The sequence below is a fragment of the Pedobacter ginsengiterrae genome (genome assembly GCF_039537385.1).
Classification (GTDB): Bacteria; Bacteroidota; Bacteroidia; order Sphingobacteriales; family Sphingobacteriaceae; genus Pedobacter; species Pedobacter ginsengiterrae.
The window spans coordinates 341,190-358,819 of record NZ_BAABAK010000010.1 but is presented as its reverse complement, the minus strand read 5'-3'; the positions used below and the strand labels follow the sequence as shown (position 1 = coordinate 358,819).

At 36.0% G+C, this 17,630-nt stretch carries 18 protein-coding genes; 13 read left to right on the top strand and 5 right to left on the bottom strand.

Going from position 1 to position 17,630, the window contains the following annotated elements; translation table 11 throughout:
* Window positions 1–2: 2 nt before the first annotated feature.
* On the top strand, window positions 3–1,148 hold the full coding sequence (locus ABD692_RS11100; protein WP_344766977.1) for a hypothetical protein: 1,146 nt from the start codon (window positions 3–5) through the stop codon (window positions 1,146–1,148).
* Window positions 1,149–1,250: 102 nt separating this feature from the next.
* On the opposite strand, the gene ABD692_RS11095 is transcribed toward ABD692_RS11100, so the two are convergent.
* Window positions 1,251–1,901 (bottom strand): DUF1349 domain-containing protein, encoded by a 651-nt coding sequence (locus tag ABD692_RS11095; RefSeq protein WP_344766974.1) that lies wholly within the window; start codon window positions 1,899–1,901, stop codon window positions 1,251–1,253.
* A 93-nt stretch (window positions 1,902–1,994) separates the two neighbouring features.
* On the opposite strand from ABD692_RS11095, the gene ABD692_RS11090 reads away from it, so the two are divergent.
* Window positions 1,995–2,759: a response regulator transcription factor gene (locus ABD692_RS11090; protein ID WP_344766972.1), complete on the top strand. Its 765-nt coding sequence runs from the start codon at window positions 1,995–1,997 to the stop codon at window positions 2,757–2,759.
* 6 nt (window positions 2,760–2,765) lie between these two features.
* On the opposite strand, the gene ABD692_RS11085 is transcribed toward ABD692_RS11090, so the two are convergent.
* Window positions 2,766–3,854, bottom strand: coding sequence for an acyl-CoA dehydrogenase family protein (locus ABD692_RS11085; protein WP_344766970.1), 1,089 nt, complete (start codon window positions 3,852–3,854; stop codon window positions 2,766–2,768).
* A 79-nt stretch (window positions 3,855–3,933) separates the two neighbouring features.
* Window positions 3,934–4,554: a nicotinamide riboside transporter PnuC gene (gene pnuC, locus ABD692_RS11080; protein ID WP_344766968.1), complete on the bottom strand. Its 621-nt coding sequence runs from the start codon at window positions 4,552–4,554 to the stop codon at window positions 3,934–3,936.
* A gap of 293 nt (window positions 4,555–4,847) precedes the next feature.
* On the opposite strand from pnuC, the gene ABD692_RS11075 reads away from it, so the two are divergent.
* From ABD692_RS11075 to ABD692_RS11035, 9 genes are all read left to right on the top strand, one after another.
* On the top strand, window positions 4,848–5,669 hold the full coding sequence (locus ABD692_RS11075) for a gamma-glutamyl-gamma-aminobutyrate hydrolase family protein (protein ID WP_344766966.1): 822 nt from the start codon (window positions 4,848–4,850) through the stop codon (window positions 5,667–5,669).
* A gap of 63 nt (window positions 5,670–5,732) precedes the next feature.
* Window positions 5,733–6,122: a DUF7793 family protein gene (locus ABD692_RS11070; RefSeq protein ID WP_344766963.1), complete on the top strand. Its 390-nt coding sequence runs from the start codon at window positions 5,733–5,735 to the stop codon at window positions 6,120–6,122.
* Between the two features lie 106 nt (window positions 6,123–6,228).
* Complete coding sequence (locus ABD692_RS11065; protein ID WP_344766961.1) at window positions 6,229–8,178, top strand: beta-N-acetylhexosaminidase; 1,950 nt, start codon at window positions 6,229–6,231, stop codon at window positions 8,176–8,178.
* Window positions 8,178–8,651 carry a CYTH domain-containing protein gene (locus tag ABD692_RS11060; protein ID WP_344766959.1) on the top strand — a complete coding sequence of 158 codons (474 nt, stop codon included), beginning with the start codon at window positions 8,178–8,180 and terminating at the stop codon, window positions 8,649–8,651. Before ABD692_RS11065 ends, ABD692_RS11060 begins: the two co-directional genes overlap by 1 nt.
* Window positions 8,652–9,051: 400 nt before the next feature.
* Window positions 9,052–9,516: a BON domain-containing protein gene (locus ABD692_RS11055; protein WP_316756331.1), complete on the top strand. Its 465-nt coding sequence runs from the start codon at window positions 9,052–9,054 to the stop codon at window positions 9,514–9,516.
* 8 nt (window positions 9,517–9,524) lie between these two features.
* Window positions 9,525–9,947 carry an SH3 domain-containing protein gene (locus ABD692_RS11050; RefSeq protein ID WP_344766957.1) on the top strand — a complete coding sequence of 141 codons (423 nt, stop codon included), beginning with the start codon at window positions 9,525–9,527 and terminating at the stop codon, window positions 9,945–9,947.
* Between the two features lie 162 nt (window positions 9,948–10,109).
* On the top strand, window positions 10,110–10,355 hold the full coding sequence (locus ABD692_RS11045) for a hypothetical protein (protein WP_316756327.1): 246 nt from the start codon (window positions 10,110–10,112) through the stop codon (window positions 10,353–10,355).
* On the top strand, window positions 10,355–11,122 hold the full coding sequence (locus ABD692_RS11040) for a DUF3667 domain-containing protein (RefSeq protein WP_344766955.1): 768 nt from the start codon (window positions 10,355–10,357) through the stop codon (window positions 11,120–11,122). Before ABD692_RS11045 ends, ABD692_RS11040 begins: the two co-directional genes overlap by 1 nt.
* A 5-nt stretch (window positions 11,123–11,127) precedes the next feature.
* On the top strand, window positions 11,128–11,313 hold the full coding sequence (locus tag ABD692_RS11035; protein WP_344766953.1) for a KOW motif-containing protein: 186 nt from the start codon (window positions 11,128–11,130) through the stop codon (window positions 11,311–11,313).
* 563 nt (window positions 11,314–11,876) lie between these two features.
* Here ABD692_RS11035 and uvrA read toward each other — a convergent pair.
* Both uvrA and ABD692_RS11025 read right to left on the bottom strand, forming a co-directional pair.
* Entirely contained in the window at window positions 11,877–14,720 is a 2,844-nt protein-coding gene (uvrA, locus tag ABD692_RS11030; RefSeq protein ID WP_344766951.1) for an excinuclease ABC subunit UvrA, read from the bottom strand.
* 110 nt (window positions 14,721–14,830) lie between these two features.
* Window positions 14,831–15,886 (bottom strand): hypothetical protein, encoded by a 1,056-nt coding sequence (locus tag ABD692_RS11025; protein ID WP_344766948.1) that lies wholly within the window; start codon window positions 15,884–15,886, stop codon window positions 14,831–14,833.
* A gap of 93 nt (window positions 15,887–15,979) precedes the next feature.
* On the opposite strand from ABD692_RS11025, the gene ABD692_RS11020 reads away from it, so the two are divergent.
* Window positions 15,980–16,645: a hypothetical protein gene (locus tag ABD692_RS11020; RefSeq protein ID WP_344766946.1), complete on the top strand. Its 666-nt coding sequence runs from the start codon at window positions 15,980–15,982 to the stop codon at window positions 16,643–16,645.
* 168 nt (window positions 16,646–16,813) lie between these two features.
* Complete coding sequence (locus tag ABD692_RS11015) at window positions 16,814–17,581, top strand: hypothetical protein (RefSeq protein WP_344766944.1); 768 nt, start codon at window positions 16,814–16,816, stop codon at window positions 17,579–17,581.
* Window positions 17,582–17,630 lie beyond the last annotated feature (49 nt).

Here is a 17,630-nt window from a genome sequence, read left to right as displayed (position 1 = left end):
TTATGACCGATACCAGCGTAAGATCAATTATGCGAATTGGAAACATCAACCGTTATCCTGCTTATATTTTTCTAAGAGAAAACAGCGAGATATTTTATAGCGAATTTGGAAATTCAACCGATAAAAATAAATATTTATCAATGGTTCAAAATGCGTTGACAGCTTATAAAGAAAAATCTATCTCTGAACTGGAAAAAGATGTAGAGATGAATAAAGGAAGCATCTCTCAGCTAAAAAAATTGATTGATGCCCGTCAAAAAATTGGAATAACCAATAATGCAGATTTGATTGAGCAGTACGTGAGCAACCTTACAATAGGTGATTTTAACAAGTATGAAAATGTGCTGTACATTTTGCAGGCGGGTCCTTATGTAGATGGCACTGCCTACAAGCTTGCCTACACAAACAGAAAACTCATAGATAGTTTATATAGAAACGAGTCGGCACAAAAAAGAATAGCGATTAATAGAGCAATTATTTCGAATACGATGAAGGCCGCTGTAAAAGATAAAAATGTTAATAGAGCCATGGCGGCGGCAAATTTTGAACGCTCTACTTGGTCCAGAGATTACAGAGCAGGAGAGAAATCTTACAATAACCAAATGCTTTGGTACTATTATACCGTGAAAGATACGGCAAGTTACTTTAGAACTGCAATGTATTTTTACGACAATCACTACATGAATATTAGTGCCGATAGTATTAAAAGGATTGAAAAGAAAAATCTAGATCGGAACCTGAAAAATTCATTTCCAGAAGATTTAGGAAAAAAAATCGTTTCAAAGGAAAAAATGGACAGCTTATTAAAATTGCCTGGAATGAAAAGTGCGACCAAATCTGTTGTGGGGGTGAGCTCTCCTGTTTCAAACTATGCAAACGAACTAAATAATGCTGCATGGAATTTTTATCAAACAGGCACTAAAAACCTTAATTACTTAACAAAAGCGATGCTTTGGAGCAGGCGTTCGATTGAATTAAATCCAATTGGAGGCTATTATGATACTTTAGCACACTTGCTGTATAGGCTAGGTTACTTTGAAGAGGCAATTAAAACTCAGGAAGATGCAATAGAAAAATCTAAATTGCAAGGAATGAATCCCGTTAACTTGCAAGCTGAATTAAAAAAAATGAAAGCAAGACAAATTTAGTGGTCTGCAAAATTGCAAAAAAGCGCCTCGATATAAAATCGAGGCGCTTTAATTTTGGCTATTAACAATTAAACCATGTTTTCCATCGGTAGATGAATATTTTTAGTTCTTATTCTTCTTTAACCACTCCAATCTTCTTTGATCTGGTAAGTGCTTAACTTTAAAACTTTCAAATTTAACTTTAAAGCCATTTCCATCAGGGCTTGCAGCCATTAACCCAACCATTACGGGCCTGTTATCCTGAAGATTTGCATTTCGCAACATTAAATAGGTTATATCATCATAAGAATAAAATACTTCTACAGCATCCAATCTTCTAACAGCTTTTATCCATAAAAACGGCGGTGTTTTATCTAAGGTTGTTACGCTCCAGTCACTTGTTTTGTGGGTTACAACTGTACTCAGGTTGTATTTGCCATCAACAAATTCAATTCCTGTTTTAATATAGTTTTCATGATCAATACGAAGCATTAAACCCATCTGATCAAAACGTACTTTATAATCGCCAGTTATTTTCACTTTAACCTCAAATTCGCCGCCATAAGTCGAGTAATAAAATGGTGCATCATCAACGGTAAAACCATAATGCGAAATTCTCCAGTAATCGCTTTGCGGAGTTACAAACATATTTAAAGCATTATCCTTTATCTCCCATTTTTCGGGCTCGTTAAACCATTGCATTTTTTCGAGACTTTGCGCAAAAGCCATTTGCACCATTGCCATTGCAAGGACGCTTAAAATAATTTTCTTCATTTGTGCTTAGAGCTAATAACCATATTTATATTTACAGCAACAAAGGTATAATACTGCAAGCAGGCGGTCAATACTGATAAATAACCATATAATATGAATATTGTAGATACACTGAATGAAAAACTGCTTACACAGGTTTTTAAGGAAGATGACGATAAAACCATAAGTTTGGCGCATTACCAATATATGGCTTTTATGTATGCGCAAATCGAAAACTCAATTGCGGTGCTCAGTGATATGAAGGCGAATAAGAGTTTTATTTACAATGGAAATGTGGCCAAGGTATTCGGGCTTTCAGAGCAGGATAATTCTTCAGAAATAAATTCGATATGGGAAGAAGAAATTTTCAATAAGATTCATCCTGATGATTTACTGGATAAACATTTACTCGAACTGCAATTTTTTAATATGATTAAAAATATACCAACGACAGAGCGGGCGAATTATCATGTAAGTAGCAGAATTCGAATACGCAATAAAAGCAACGAATATATTTTCATTAAACATCGAATGTTTTATATATCCAGTTTGCCCAATGGAAGTTTGTGGTTGGCGCTTTGTTTATATAATTTCCTCGATGATGAATTTAACATTGATAAACCAGAGCGGCTAATTGTAAATTCAGCTACTGGAGAAATTATAAAGCCCGACAATCAAAAATCAATTAATATCTTAACAACTCGCGAAAAAGAAATCTTACAGCTTATTAGAAAAGGAAAAATGAGTAAAGAAATTGCAGATTTATTTGCAATAAGTATAAACACCGTAAACCGTCATCGCCAAAATATATTAGAAAAATTAAGGGTAAACAACTCTCACGAAGCTTGCCGAATCGCTGAAATTATGCACCTAATTTAAGAACATTTAGCTTTCAAAAGTGAGCAAAGCATGTTGACTTGCCGTGTGAATATCTCTCCAAACGCGATTGATTTCAGAATCTTTTCTCGCTGCCTCTAAACCACAGTAGGGAAAAAGTGTATCGGCCGATTTTCTACAAGCATGTGCCAGTTTTCGGCTTATTAAACTTACTTCTGCAAGCTGTTCATTATTTATAATTTGATTTGATAATAACTGCATCCAAGACTCATCGAATGTTTTATAAAATTGCTCCTTTAACTGTTCGATTTCATCTTTACATCTATTAAGTTCGAATGTAAAAAAATCGATTTGTGTTTCTGTATATCTTTTCAGTCCAGAGCGGCTAAAAAATGCTTCCTCAACCAATCGGATAAAATGATTAGCCATACCTAAACTATTCACGGCTAAAGTAGTTTCTGCAAGTTGTAAAAACGGATAATCAAACCCTTCATCTGCAACTTTAATATCGTTATTAATTTTAAAGGTTCGGTTTAATGGAACTTCCAGATTTTTAACCTCGAAAGCGTGACTACCAGTTGCAACTAAACCAAAATAAGACCAGCCAGCTAAAATTTCTACTTCATCCTTTTTTAGGATAAACGACATTACTTTTGGATTTCCATCCTGATCTAAAATATCAGAACCATCATCAGATTTAAGCAGGCAGTTTGCAGTGAAAATTGTTGCGTGTAGTGCCCCACTTGCGTATTTCCAATGTCCGTTAATTAAATAACCATGATTAGTTTTAACAGCAATGCCACCAACGGCCCCACTTCCCGCGAAACAGACTTTTTTATCTGAAAAAATTTCTTCGGCTAATTCGGGGTTTAAAAAGCCTGCAAACCAGGCAGCACCTGCACAAAGCGTAACCGTCCAGCCTAAACTCCCATCGGCTTCCGCCAGTTCTTCCTCCAAACGCAAAATTTCGGGGAGTTTTTTACCTGCTCCGCCATAAACCTCAGGCACGAAAAGTTTAAACCAGTTTTCCTGATAAGCTTGTTCTAAAATTTCGGGATGTAGTTGTCCCATTTCTTCAGAAAGCTGAGCAAACTCACTTACTTTATCTTGCCAGGTTTGCGTTAGTATGTTTTGCATAAATGTATTTTTTTTTAACAGGTAATCATCGAATCACGAAAAAATTCATTTGATTTCTTATGGCCTACCAATTAGATGTTTAAACTGTTCTTAGATTTCGTTTTCCAATAATTTTCTTCCAATCTATAAAACCAAAAATGGCAACCACAAATAAGAAAGTAGTTAAGCAAGCCATTAATGGCAATTTTTTATGGAATAGCAACGGGATAGCAACAAGGTTTGAAATATTAAGAAAAATCCAATTTTCGATTTTACGTTTAGCCAAAAGCCACATACCAGCCCACGCAGTAGAAGAAACAAATGCATCGAGCAAGGGCACATCAGAGTCAGTATGATTTCTCAATGCAAAATAGAACACAAAAAACCCGATAATAGAAATCAGAACGGCAATAGTTAGCTCTCGATTTGTACTCCAGGAAACCTGATTTTCGCCATCGAGTTTGCGTTTCTTCCAAATTATCCAGCCATAAACACTCATTACTAAGTAGTAAATACTTAGAAGCATTTCTGCATAAAGTTTAACGTTTAGTAGTAGAAACATACTTAATAAAATGGATACAATACCCGTTGGATATAACCAGATATTATTTTTTTTAGCTAGTAAAACTTCAGATACACCAAAGCCCACAGCCAGCCATTCTATTACTGAAGTGTGCAAAATTTGCTCTCGAAAGAGCCCGAACCATTCTTGAAAATTCATTTACAATAATTTCTGCCTTTGGGCATAATAAAAACATTGAAAACTGCTTTCAGGGCGAAACAGTATTGTAAACTTAACCTCTTCCCTACGTCGGCATTATCCGAATCAGGTGCATATCTTTTAGAAGTTCCAATAATCAAATATCAATTTCCAAACGTTTGAATATTGAATGTATTGGTCATCTTTCAAGACAATGGGTGTAATCTCAGCCGATTATTGACAAAAGAAATTGTCAGGAATCAGCACCCCTTTGAGTAAGGCAAATATAGTTTTTATAATGGAAAAACTATATTATGAAGAAAAAGAATAAAAATCTGTTGCAATACTGGCAAGTTTCGATTTCAAAATTCGATGTTGCTTTTTTATTATTGATAATTGAAAAAATCATTAATTTTAAAACCATGAGCAGCAAAATAATAATTGGTGTTACCGATTGCAGTAAATTCGAAATTTATCGCGATTGGGTTTTATCCTATGATGAAAGCGTTGAAGTAATACAACTGGGCTACAAATTGGATAATTTTGAGGAGATCAATCGTTGCCATGGCATTGTACTTACTGGCGGAGAAGATGTTCACCCTCGTTTTTATAATAAACCAGAATACCATACATACTGCTATGAAGATGATATTGATGAGCAACGAGATGAATTCGAGTTCAAAATATTATCCTATACAGAAGAAAATAGTATCCCAGTTTTAGGTATTTGTAGAGGAATACAAGTTGGCAATGTTTTTTTCGGCGGAACTTTAATTCCAGACATAGCAAGCTGGGGTAAATTTGACCATTCTAAAATGCCCGATAAAAGCGATAGATACCATGAAATAATTGTTAATCCATCCTCGTGGTTAAATAGAATTGTAAATACCGATAGAGGATTAGTTAATAGCAATCATCATCAAAGTACCGACAGAGTTGGTAAAGGCCTGGTGGTAAGCGCCATCTCTCCTGATGGAGTTGCAGAAGCAATTGAACGCACACAGCCCGAAGGAAAATCCTTTCTGCTATTTATACAATGGCATCCTGAACGATTGAAAGATAAACAAAGTCCGTTTAGCAAAAACCTACATAATGCTTTTCTAAATTCGATAAGCAACGGCGATAAGAATTATTAATACTCACCCATACGCTCTATAAAATTTTGAAAAGGGTAAAAACTATTGTTAGCTAGAAAAAGAATGGAAAACATAAGAGACAATAACCTTATAGATGGAGAAATTGCAGATTATCTGTTAACTGATGAAGGGATACTAATTTCTTACAGCAAAAGTACTTTACGCACCGTTGAAAACATTTCTGCCAATGTAGCCCTTGTTAAAAAAATTACAAATGGCAAAAAAGTGCCTCTTCTTATTTACTTAAAAAACTCGCCCATTCCAGATCAGAAAACCCGTAAATTTTCGACTGAAAAACTTCCTGAAATTTACACCGCAATGGCGATGGTTTCTAAACCTGGCTTGGCCCAATTTATTATGAAGATACTTTTCAAATTCCAAAACCCGCCTATTCCAATGCAATCATTTACTGATGATAAAAAAGCCATGGAATGGCTAAGAAGATTTTTGTAATTTATATCTATCAGGGAGTAATTACTACTCAAACTCATCAACTCTAAATCTTTTTTAATAAATTGCCAATTAATACTTTTTCAGTTAAACCACAGTTACATATTTAATGAAAAGAATATTCGTGATGCTATCGTGCTGCATTTTTGCAGTTAATACATATGCTCAATCCATCGTTTCAGAAACAGAAATCGGAGAATCTGAAAGTGCCATTTCGAAAACACCAATTGCCATCATTCCTGAACCTGTTTCATTAATGAAAAAAGCAGGAACTTTTATCTTACCAGAAAATGTAAGTATTCTGGCAAGCAAAAGTGGCGAATTAAAACAATCAATTGAGTTTTTATCGCAAAGAATAACAATGGGAACAGGGAAATTTGTAAGTACTCCAGCAAATGCTGCACATCCTACCATAAAACTAATACTGAACACAAATGAAGATGTTCAACTTGGTTTAGAAGGTTACAAATTAAATGTAAATCCTACACAAATTGTAATTACAGCCAATAAGCCTGCTGGTATATTTTGGGGTGTTCAGTCTTTAATTCAACTTTTCCCTGCCGAAATAGAAAGTAAAGAATTAATAAAAAACATAAAGTGGACAGCACCATGCGTTGATGTAATCGATTATCCAAAATTGGGATGGAGAGGTTTAATGTTCGATGTAGCACGTCACTTTTTCACCAAGCAAGAAGTAAAGCAATTTATTGATGATATGGTTCGCTATAAATTCAATTTATTACACTTACATCTTGCCGATGATGAGGGATGGAGAATTGAAATTAAAGGCTTACCAAAATTAACCGAGGTTGGTGCATGGAGTGTTCAAAAAGTAGGCACCTTTGGCGATTTCATACCACCTACGGCTGATGAACCTCGAACTTACGGTGGCTTTTACACGCAAGAAGACATCAAAGAATTGGTACAATATGCACAAGAACGCTTTGTAAATATTTTACCAGAAATTGATGTACCAGGCCACAGTTTAGCTATTATTGCCTCATATCCTGAATTATCCTGCACACCTGATGCAGTAAATTATAAAGTACGTTCGGGCGAAAAAATTATGGACTGGAGTCGTGGCGCACCACCAATTGCGCTGGTAGATAACACACTTTGTCCTGCAAACGAAAAAGTTTATGGCTTTTTAGATACTGTACTAACTCAAATTGCTCAGCTTTTCCCTTTCGAGTACATCCATATGGGTGGCGATGAGGCCTCGCATAATTTCTGGGAAAAGAATGATCAGATAAAAGCATTAATGCAACGTGAAGGCTTGAAAACCATCCCGCAAGTTCAGGCTTATTTTGAAAAACGTGTAGAGCAAATTGTAATATCAAAAGGTAAAAAATTTATGGGATGGGATGAAATACTCGAAGGAGGTGTTTCGCCAACCGCCGCAGTAATGAGTTGGAGAGGTATGAAATATGGTATCCAGGCAGCTAACGATAAACATAATGTTGTAATGAGCCCAACAGATTTTGCTTATTTGGATTATATGCAGGCCGATGTTATTACGGAACCAAGAGTTTATGCTTCTTTACGTTTAAATAAAGCTTATCAGTTTAACCCAGTTCCAGCAAGTGTTAATGCCAAATATGTTATCGGCGGACAAGCAAACCTGTGGACAGAGCAAATATTTAATTTCCGCCAGGTACAGTATATGGTTTGGCCTCGTGCTTTTGCCATTTCAGAATCGGTTTGGAGCCCAATAGAAAAGAAAAACTGGACTAATTTTGTTGAGCGTACAGAAGAACAATTTAAACGTTTAGATTTAGCTGAGGTAAAATATTCTCCAGCCATTTACGATCCAATTATATCTGTTAAACGCTCACCAGATAAGCAATTAATGATTGAGCTAACGCCAGAAATTGATGGATTGGATATTTACTACAGCTTTGACAACTCTACCCCCGATCGCTTTTACCCAAAATACACCAGCGCGTTAGTACCGCCAAAAGATGCCAGTATGTTGCGTATAATTACCTACAGAGGCAAACAACCGATTGGCCGATTAATTAGTTTACCAGTTGGTGATTTACAGAAAAGAGCAAAATAATGGGGCAAGAAATAGAACGCAAATTTTTAATCAATTTATCTGAATGGGAAAAACTTGATAAACCAGCAGGAAAACATTTCAGACAAGGTTATATTTTAACTGATCCCGAAAAAACAATTCGGGTTCGAAAAACTGAAACAGCAGGTTGGTTAACCATGAAGGGCATTTCTGTTGGGGCAACAAGGTTAGAGTATGAATACGAAATTCCGTTAAAAGAAGCCGAAGAACTGCTAGATAATTTTTCGGAAAATGAATTAGAAAAAATTCGACACGAAATTGTTCACGCCAATAAACTTTGGGAAGTTGATGTATTTTTAGGCGATAATGAAGGCTTAATCGTTGCCGAAATCGAACTTCTATCAGAAAATGAACCATTCGAAATACCCAATTGGATTACAGAAGAAGTAACCCACGAAAAAAAATACTACAACTCCAATTTAACAAAACATCCTTTTAAAGATTGGAGTTTGTAATCCTACAAAAGTTATCATAATCAAGGTTCGTAAAATATTCGAACCTTTTTTTGTGGTGATTTTTTTTAGAAAAGCAAGTTTGAATAAAAATTTAAGTTGTACGGGCTTTCTGCTAAATCTTTTTTGTGATGGTAATGTGCCTCATTCTTATTAAGCACAGCAAAAAAGTATATCGCTTCAATCCCGTTTAGCAACTATAGCCTGTACACAAATTTAAGATTGCTAAGCTAAACATCACTAACTAACTAATGTGAATAAAAAAACCTTTAAGTTTTATTTCGTTTAAAACTCATTTCATATATTAGTTGCTTCATAAATCGTCCCTTGATTAGTGAATTAAAAGTGTTAGCAATAGCACATTTATTTCAATTTGCTTTTAATAAAATCAATATAAAAGAGGATGAAAACAACTAAATTTTTAATGAGTGCGGTTATCGCAGCAACGCTATTCTTAGCCAGCTGTAAACCAAAGGATGCAGATATCCAGGCTGCAGTTCAGGCTAAGGAACCTGCAGGGATTACAGTTGTCGTTGCAAAAGGCGATGTTACGTTAACAGGTGAAGTAGCAGATGATGCAGCCAAAGCTAAGGCCGAAGAAATAGCCAAAGCCGAAAAGGGTGTTAAATCTGTTATTAACAGCTTAACAATTAAACCTGCACAAGCTCCTGTAGTTATTTCGGAAGACACAACATTAACTAAAAATGTTGCTGATGCTACCAAAGATTTCCCAACGGTAAAAACGGAAGTTAAAGATGGTGTGGTAATTCTTACAGGCGAAATTAAAAAAGCTTCGTTAATTACCTTAATGCAACATCTAAGTGCGTTAAAACCTAAGAAAATCGAAAATAAATTAACTGTAAAATAACCTGAACAATGGCACTACAAGACAAATATAAAGCATTAACCGATGCGGCAATTGCTGCAGGTATAACTGATTTAGCTGTACGCGAACAAGATGGTATTTTATATGTTGATGGAACAGCAGCCGATGGCGCAACAAAAGATAATCTTTGGGAAATTTACAATCAAATCGACCCGAACTTTACCTCTGGCGATTTAGTTTTAAACGTAAACGTTGCTATTGATGTAGCGGTTACCCACGCAAAAGTTATTACCCAAAGCAGCAACTTAAACATTCGCAAAGGGCCAGGAACCGACCAGCCAATTGTTGGTAAGGCTGCACATAATGAAGTTATTACTCTTGTAAATCGCAGTAACGATTTATGGTGGTTAGTACGTACAAATGACGGCGAAGAGGGTTATTGCTACGCTCAATACCTAGAGCCACAAGCTTAATCTATTGCTAATTTAACAAATCCGCAGCCTTAAAACTGCGGATTTTTTTTGTTCTTTAAATTCAAGAAACCCGCGTTGTTAGAAACAAGAATCTAGATTATATAGGAATATATTTGAACTTTTATTAAATTCGGCAACTGTTCAGGAAAACCAAACTATTTTATGAAAAATAATTTATCAGACCAAAGTCTCGAATTTTTAATAAAACAAAGAAATTTGTTAAAAGGCGTAGCAATAGGATTTGGCATCGTATTACTTTTAGCGTTTGGCATATTTGCGTATGTAGCAATTGAGAAGAAAAATTTTGCACTACTTGCTATTTTTCCAGCCAGCATGATTACAATGCTTCCCATCCTTTTAAGATTTGGACAAATAAATAAAGAAATAAAATCAAGACAAACTAACTAGTGAATTCAAACGCTCCATTAGCCCACCATAACTGCTTAAACTGCAACAACGAAGTAATTGATAAGTATTGCGAAAGCTGCGGACAGAAATCGACTACACATCGTTATTCTTTAATACATTTTATTGAACACGATTTCGTACATGGCGTTTGGCATGTAGATAAAGGTATTTTATATACCATTAAGGCGCTGTTCACCAGGCCTGGACATAGCGTAAGAGAGTTTATTCAGGGTAAAAGAGCACGGCTCTTTAACTTTGTAACGCTGATCATGATTATTTTAACAGTTTCAACTCTCTTAGCACCTTATATACATATCCGTTTGACTGATATTATGCCAAAGAATATTCAGGCGACCATGGGTGAAATTGAAAAATTTAGTGCTAAGTATCCAAAATTAATGGTGCTTATATTAATCCCTTTTTATTCTTTATTTAGCTTTGTATGGTTTAAAAAAGCAAAATTAAATTACAGCGAACATCTGGTTTTAAATTCCTACAAAACATCCGTAGAATTAATTATTGGATTGCTATTTTCCATATTGACAATTTTTTACACCAACCCCACAAGCCTGTTTATTATTTATTATGTTGTTGTGGGTTTAGGAGGAATGATTTATTCAGTTTGGTTTTACAGCCAATTCTTTTCACGATACGGCTATTCTAACAAGGCTGCAGTTTTCAGAGCAATTATGATTCCTGTATCCTATTTATTTCTTTCGGCATTTGTTGGATTTGCAATTGCCATTGTATCTAAGTTAATTAAATAACTATAATGAACCAAACTACCATTGACCTAAAGGACGGTGATCAATGCAAGGTGATTGCTGGAACGCATAAAGGCAAATCGGGAACGGTTAGAGATATCAACACCAGTAAAACTGGACATATTACGATTACAGTTGAGCAAATCGACAGTGTGCGTTTTAAAACGCTTGCAAGAAATGTTGAGTTAATTTGATTAAATGCCCATTCCTCGATAGCAATCATAATTAATTTCAATCCAAGTATTGTCTGTCTGAGCGATATCGAAGACTTTAACCCATCGGTTGCTATAGCACCGACCGAAAAATAAATAGTCTCACTGCTTTCCGTATAATTAACCCAACAGAAACGGTTTTAACTATCGGTTGGTGTCTCACCGACCGAAACATAAATAGTATACAAGCTTCGATACAATAAACCCGACAGAAACGGTTTTAACTATCGGTTGGTGTCTCACCGACCGAAACATAAATAGTATTACAGACTTCAGTATAATAAACCCGACAGAAACGATTTCAACTATCGGTTGGTGTCTCACCGACCGATACACAAATAGTATTACAGACTTCAGTAAAATAAACCCGACAGAAACGATTCCGATTTTTCATCGGATAAGTGTATGGCGGGATTTTCGGAACCGATGGAAACCCGAACCCTGCTTTCCAAAAAAATAGACATCGTTTAAATTTTAGTTGATAAAACTGAGATGTAGAATTACACTAAGCTTTCTGATTTCGCAGAAAGCTCAGTATGTTCAGACTAAAGTCCCATTTCTTTTTTAAGGAATTTACCCGTTAAGCTAATCGGATTCTGGATTAAACCTTCTGGTGTGCCTTCAAACAAAATCCTGCCACCGCCAGCGCCACCTTCTTCACCCAAATCGATAACCCAATCGGCAACTTTAACCACATCTAAATTGTGCTCAATTACCAAAATGGTATTTCCTTTATCTACCAGTTCTTGTAGAACGCCCAGAAGCACATTTATATCTTCAAAATGCAGCCCTGTAGTTGGTTCATCTAAAATGTAGAACGTTTTACCTGTATCCTTTTTCGAAAGTTCGGTAGCCAGCTTAACCCTTTGTGCTTCGCCGCCCGATAAGGTTACCGATGACTGCCCTAAAGTAATGTAGCCCAAACCAACATCTTTAAGCGTTTTGATTTTACGATAGATGATCGGAATGTGTTCAAAGTAAACACAAGCATCTTCGATACTCATATCCAAAACATCGCTGATTGATTTCCCACGATAACGAACTTCAAGTGTTTCACGGTTGTATCTTTTACCGCCACATTCTTCGCAAGGCACTTGTACATCAGGAAGGAAGTTCATCTCAATAACCTTCATTCCCCCACCCTGACAAGTTTCGCAACGGCCACCTTTAACATTGAAAGAGAAGCGACCTGGTTTATAACCACGAATTTTAGCTTCAGGTAATTGAACAAAAAGGTTTCTGATGTCAGAAAAAACACCTGTATATGTCGAAGGGTTCGAACGCGGTGTTCTGCCAATCGGCGCCTGGTCGATTTCAATTACCTTATCAATTTCTTTTAACCCCGAAATTTTCTCGTAAGGAAGCGGTGTTTTCTTTGCTCTGAAAAAATGGTGATTTAATATCGGATATAAGGTTTCGGTAATTAAACTCGATTTGCCACTCCCCGAAACACCAGTAACTGCGATAAATTTACCTAAAGGAAAATCGATCGAAACATCTTTTAAATTGTGTCCGCTCGCTTTAATTATCGATAATTTATGACCATTACCTTTACGCCTTGTTTTTGGCGTTTGGATACTTTTTTTACCATTTAAATATGCGGCCGTAAGCGTATTCGATTTCAGAATTTGCTTCGCCGTACCTTCAGCAACGATCTGTCCGCCATGAATACCAGCTCCAGGACCAACATCAATTACCCAATCAGCCTCCAAAATCATATCCTTATCGTGTTCTACCACCAAAACGGTGTTTCCTAAATCACGTAAGTTTTTCAAAGCATTAATTAAACGTTCGTTATCTCTTTGGTGCAAACCGATACTTGGCTCATCAAGAATGTACATCACATTCATTAACTGCGAACCAATTTGCGTAGCCAAACGAATACGCTGTGCCTCGCCACCCGAAAGCGTTCTTGCCGTACGATCTAAAGTTAAATACGTTAAGCCTACATCGGTTAAAAAACCAATACGGGCTTTAATCTCCTTTAAAATCTCTTTTGCAATTATATTTTGCCTGTCTGATAAACGCTCATCGACATTTTCGAACCATTTAAACAGGTTGTTAATATCCATTGATGACAGCTCGAAAATATTCATGCCATCTACTTTAAAATGCAAACTTTCTTTCTTCAATCTTGCACCATTACACTCTGGGCAGGTTTTCAGTTTGCGGAAAGTATCCATATCATCAACTGCAGATTCGCTTCTCTTTTCGTTCTGCTCTTCGAGCATTTTTATAATCCCATCGAAAGTGATGTTATAATTCTGAACATTCCATTTGTTGTATTCTACTTCAACCTTAATTAAATCGGGCGAACCGTTTAATATAATATTGATGATGTCATCGCTTAGCTTTTCGATTGGCGTTGACAAAGAGAAGTTATATTTTTTGGAAAGCGATTTTAAAACCTGAAACATCCAGGTATCGCGGTATTCGCCTAAGGGCGCTAAGCCACCATTTAAAATGCTCAGTTTTGGATTCGGCATAACCGATTCCTTATCCACTACAAAAATATAACCCAAGCCGTCGCAACGTTCGCAAGCGCCATAAGGCGAGTTAAACGAAAAGCTGTTGGGCTGAGGTTCATCGTAAGAAATACCCGTAGTTGGGCACATTAAAAACTTACTAAAGTGCGCTACATTATTATCCTTATCGCTAATTTTAATAACACCTTTGCCCATTTTCATGGCCGTTTGTAAAGAATCTAAAAGACGTTTCTTATCTTTTTCATCAATAATTAAACGATCGATAACTACTTCTATATCGTGAATTTTATAACGATCGACTTGCATTTTAGCCGTTATGTCTTTGATTTCGCCATCTACACGCACCTTAACATAACCTTGCTTGCGGATTTGCTCAAAAAGCTCGCGGTAATGTCCTTTTCTTCCCTTAACTACTGGAGCAAGGATATTAACAGCAGCACCATCAAACTTTTTATAAATGTTTTGCAGAATCTGGTCTTCGCTCATGCGCTCCATTTTCTCGCCAGTGTTGTAAGAAAAAGCATCGGCAACACGGGCATAAAGCAAACGCATAAAATCGTAAATTTCGGTAATGGTACCAACAGTAGAGCGTGGATTTTTGCTCGTTGTTTTTTGCTCAATGGCAATAACTGGACTTAAACCCGAAACTTTATCAACATCTGGGCGCTCCATACCGCCCATAAACTGGCGACTATAAGCACTAAATGTTTCCATATAGCGACGTTGTCCTTCCGCATAAATGGTATCAAAAGCCAATGATGATTTTCCGCTCCCGCTCAATCCAGTAATTACGACCAGTTGATTTCGTGGAAAACTAACATCAATATTTTTTAAATTATGTACCCTCGCACCATATACTTCTACATCTTTTTGCTCGCCGAGGTCGATAGATTTATTGCTCATATTTGTTGAAAAGTTGGGAAGAAACTTCGCCTTAAAAAAACAGAATTTCAATCCGCAAAAATGCTAAAAATTTTATCAAAATGAAAGTCTAATCCAATCTGTATTAAGGATTAATTGTCATAATGTCGATGTCGGTTTCTAAGAAATCCAGACGATACTCCAAAACGCAAATAGCCATAATGGTCTTTAAAATAAATGTTGTAATTGTCTTCCCCATAATAGCCCGCAGCAGCCATTAAAAACACATTATTCATAAAAGGGAAACTATAATTAAAGGCAATTTCTGCGTTTAATCGTTTTTGAATATTGCCAATATTTTTTTCTGGGATTTTATTTATAGCGTAGCTGAATTCGGCATTCAATCGCCAGGTTTCTTTTTCTTCTTTACGGTTGCCTTTAATTTTCGATTTCTTTTCAATTTCATCATACCGCCTTAGCGAGAAATTATACAACAATCTGGTAAAACCGAAACCATCATCGAGAACTGGCTCGTACCTGAACCATTTATGCCAAAGTAAACCCACACGATGGTTTAAAGAATAATAACTTTCATCTGCTCTTATTGGCCTAAAGTCCCCAAATCGATAAGAAAGCGTTAAGTAATTCGCATTGAAATTGCCCGTTCTGGTGTTAATACTACCGTCCTCATTCCTTGCCGATACATCTTGCCCATTAGAGTGATGTGCAAAAGCGAGTTCTGCATATTTATAATGTTCGGGGTTGGCATTAAGACGGGCATAGCCAGAAAAGCCCAAACGATAACTTGGCGTACGTACACCTGCCGAAAACTCGTTACGTACACGAACCGTAAAATCGGGATTAATAGAAACTGCAACAGGCGATTTATAACTTCCCAGCAACATATATGTTGTAGTTAAGCGACCATTAATAACATATTTTGTGGGTGCTCCAATTTCGCCTCCTGGTGAAGTATAAGCCAAATCGGCGTTTTCTTTATATAATATCGTGAATGCTTTATTTGCAAATTCTCGCTTCCGAATCAGCGAATCCTGATCTGCAACCTGAGCAGAAACGAATAGTACAGCGCAATTAAAAAATAGTAGCGAGAGGAAATGTTTTTTCATTAACCAATAAACGTTGGTTATGGCATAACGGTTTTGTATTTTTAGAATTGATTTTACACAGACGATAATTAAGTTAAACATTTATATTCGTTTATAAATGTTTAAGAAATAATGTAGTTGCGTAAAGCTAGATGTTAGCCGTCAGTTTACAGAACGACAACCCATAGACAAACAATGACAGTAGAATTAATACCCGTAATAGAAATAGGATATAACAATCAGGACGTTCCGACACCTGGCAAATATCCGTATTGGGATTATGCTGAATTATGGGATAAATACAATTCTGACAGTTACAAGAAAGCAGGTTTTAAAGACGAATTAAAACCATATTTAGCGGGTTCATCATTTTACAGACTTTCTGAAATCACAGACAATAATTTGACGAAACTTGTAATTGACCACACTCAAGAAATGAGAGACGGGAAGTACGAACGTGAACAAGCAAGTGCATTATTTGGTGGTTATGTTCTTCGAATTGACGGACACGACAAATATTTTCCACAATGTTGTGGCGACCTTTCGGACATTCATTATTGGGAAAAACTCACAAATGGGAAAGACGGTTTTTATGCGGGACATCCACAACCACAAGTAAAAATTGAGGCTGATAAAATTATACTTGATTTTTCAGTAGATGAGTATGACGAACACTTTGTGCCGACACCAAAAGAAGTAGTAGTTTCACTTGAAATTCTATCTTTAAAGACAGCAATTGAAATTGCAAAAAAAGAGTTAGAAACTTTTGAAATTAGAATTGAAAAAATAAATCGGGACAACAACCTAAATATTGACAAAATATGCGAACTCTTAATATGGAATGACGAAAACTATCTCTAAACAAAACCGAACGGCTAACAAGGGTTTTGCAATAGTGGGGCGAAACTGCAAAGTTCAAGGGTTATTCTTCGTTTCAACTGTTGTACAAAATTGAAGATTTGTGCTTCGATTGCCCCACCATCGCAAAGCCCCGAAACGTTATCCGTCACTTTAAACGACAGACCGAAAATGATTAACTGGCTCAAAGGAAATAAACATTCAAAATATCGAGAAATACTTCTCAATGCTTTTCCACGGACTTTAAAAAAAGACGTAGAAAGCGTATTGAATATCCTACCCTTTGAAGTTAATAATGTAAAATTATCTGACGGGCAATTCCACAATGTAGAAAACTTAATTCATCCAGATTTTCAAATAGTCAATCTTGACGGAGAAGTTTTGAAAATACCTTACAGAGTTTATTTTAATGAACCCGAAATAGAAAAGGAACAAACGCTTACAAATCGACAAAAATTAATTCTTAACTGTATTTTTCTTCGACACCATAATGGATATTTAAGGCAAAGTCGCTTGGAAAAAATTGAAAATAACGAATATTGGTTAACACCTTTCACTTTTCAACTTTTAGGAGAATATGTTCTAGAAATAATAGAAGTATTAGACCACAAGATTGACAACAATAAATTGGAAAATTACAAGCGGTTTGTAAATGATAATCAAAAATATTATCAGCAGACTGAAAGTAGAATGATTAGCTATTGGAATGAATATTACAGGCGTAAATTTCCAAAACTGAAACTTTACATTGGAAGAATTATTTTCGTCCAATTACAAACCAAAGTAATTGGACAAATACTAGACGAAATTATTGAAGTTGGCATTGACAAAAATGAACAGCTTTTTATTAGACCGAAAAGAGAAAGATTTACTTTAATTCACAGAACCGCAACGGAAGTTCATTGGGACTGTGCACTTCCCAAAATTCAGACCATTTAAAAGTAGAATTCTAGACCGAGCGCAGCGAGGCTATTAGAAAAACTATTAA

Excerpts from the sequence above, each read along its gene's own strand:
- ABD692_RS11075 (WP_344766966.1), top strand. The coding sequence starts at position 4,848 with ATGAAGAAAAAGAATAAAAATCTGTTGCAATACTGGCAAGTTTCGATT.
- ABD692_RS11020 (WP_344766946.1), top strand. The coding sequence starts at position 15,980 with ATGACAGTAGAATTAATACCCGTAATAGAAATAGGATATAACAATCAG.
- uvrA (WP_344766951.1), bottom strand. The coding sequence starts at position 14,720 with ATGAGCAATAAATCTATCGACCTCGGCGAGCAAAAAGATGTAGAAGTA.
- ABD692_RS11035 (WP_344766953.1), top strand. The coding sequence starts at position 11,128 with ATGAACCAAACTACCATTGACCTAAAGGACGGTGATCAATGCAAGGTG.
- ABD692_RS11050 (WP_344766957.1), top strand. The coding sequence starts at position 9,525 with ATGGCACTACAAGACAAATATAAAGCATTAACCGATGCGGCAATTGCT.
- ABD692_RS11015 (WP_344766944.1), top strand. The coding sequence starts at position 16,814 with ATGATTAACTGGCTCAAAGGAAATAAACATTCAAAATATCGAGAAATA.
- ABD692_RS11065 (WP_344766961.1), top strand. The coding sequence starts at position 6,229 with ATGAAAAGAATATTCGTGATGCTATCGTGCTGCATTTTTGCAGTTAAT.
- ABD692_RS11055 (WP_316756331.1), top strand. The coding sequence starts at position 9,052 with ATGAAAACAACTAAATTTTTAATGAGTGCGGTTATCGCAGCAACGCTA.
- ABD692_RS11090 (WP_344766972.1), top strand. The coding sequence starts at position 1,995 with ATGAATATTGTAGATACACTGAATGAAAAACTGCTTACACAGGTTTTT.
- ABD692_RS11045 (WP_316756327.1), top strand. The coding sequence starts at position 10,110 with ATGAAAAATAATTTATCAGACCAAAGTCTCGAATTTTTAATAAAACAA.
- ABD692_RS11095 (WP_344766974.1), bottom strand. The coding sequence starts at position 1,901 with ATGAAGAAAATTATTTTAAGCGTCCTTGCAATGGCAATGGTGCAAATG.
- ABD692_RS11085 (WP_344766970.1), bottom strand. The coding sequence starts at position 3,854 with ATGCAAAACATACTAACGCAAACCTGGCAAGATAAAGTAAGTGAGTTT.
- ABD692_RS11060 (WP_344766959.1), top strand. The coding sequence starts at position 8,178 with ATGGGGCAAGAAATAGAACGCAAATTTTTAATCAATTTATCTGAATGG.
- ABD692_RS11100 (WP_344766977.1), top strand. The coding sequence starts at position 3 with ATGACCGATACCAGCGTAAGATCAATTATGCGAATTGGAAACATCAAC.
- pnuC (WP_344766968.1), bottom strand. The coding sequence starts at position 4,554 with ATGAATTTTCAAGAATGGTTCGGGCTCTTTCGAGAGCAAATTTTGCAC.
- ABD692_RS11070 (WP_344766963.1), top strand. The coding sequence starts at position 5,733 with ATGGAAAACATAAGAGACAATAACCTTATAGATGGAGAAATTGCAGAT.
- ABD692_RS11025 (WP_344766948.1), bottom strand. The coding sequence starts at position 15,886 with ATGTTTAACTTAATTATCGTCTGTGTAAAATCAATTCTAAAAATACAA.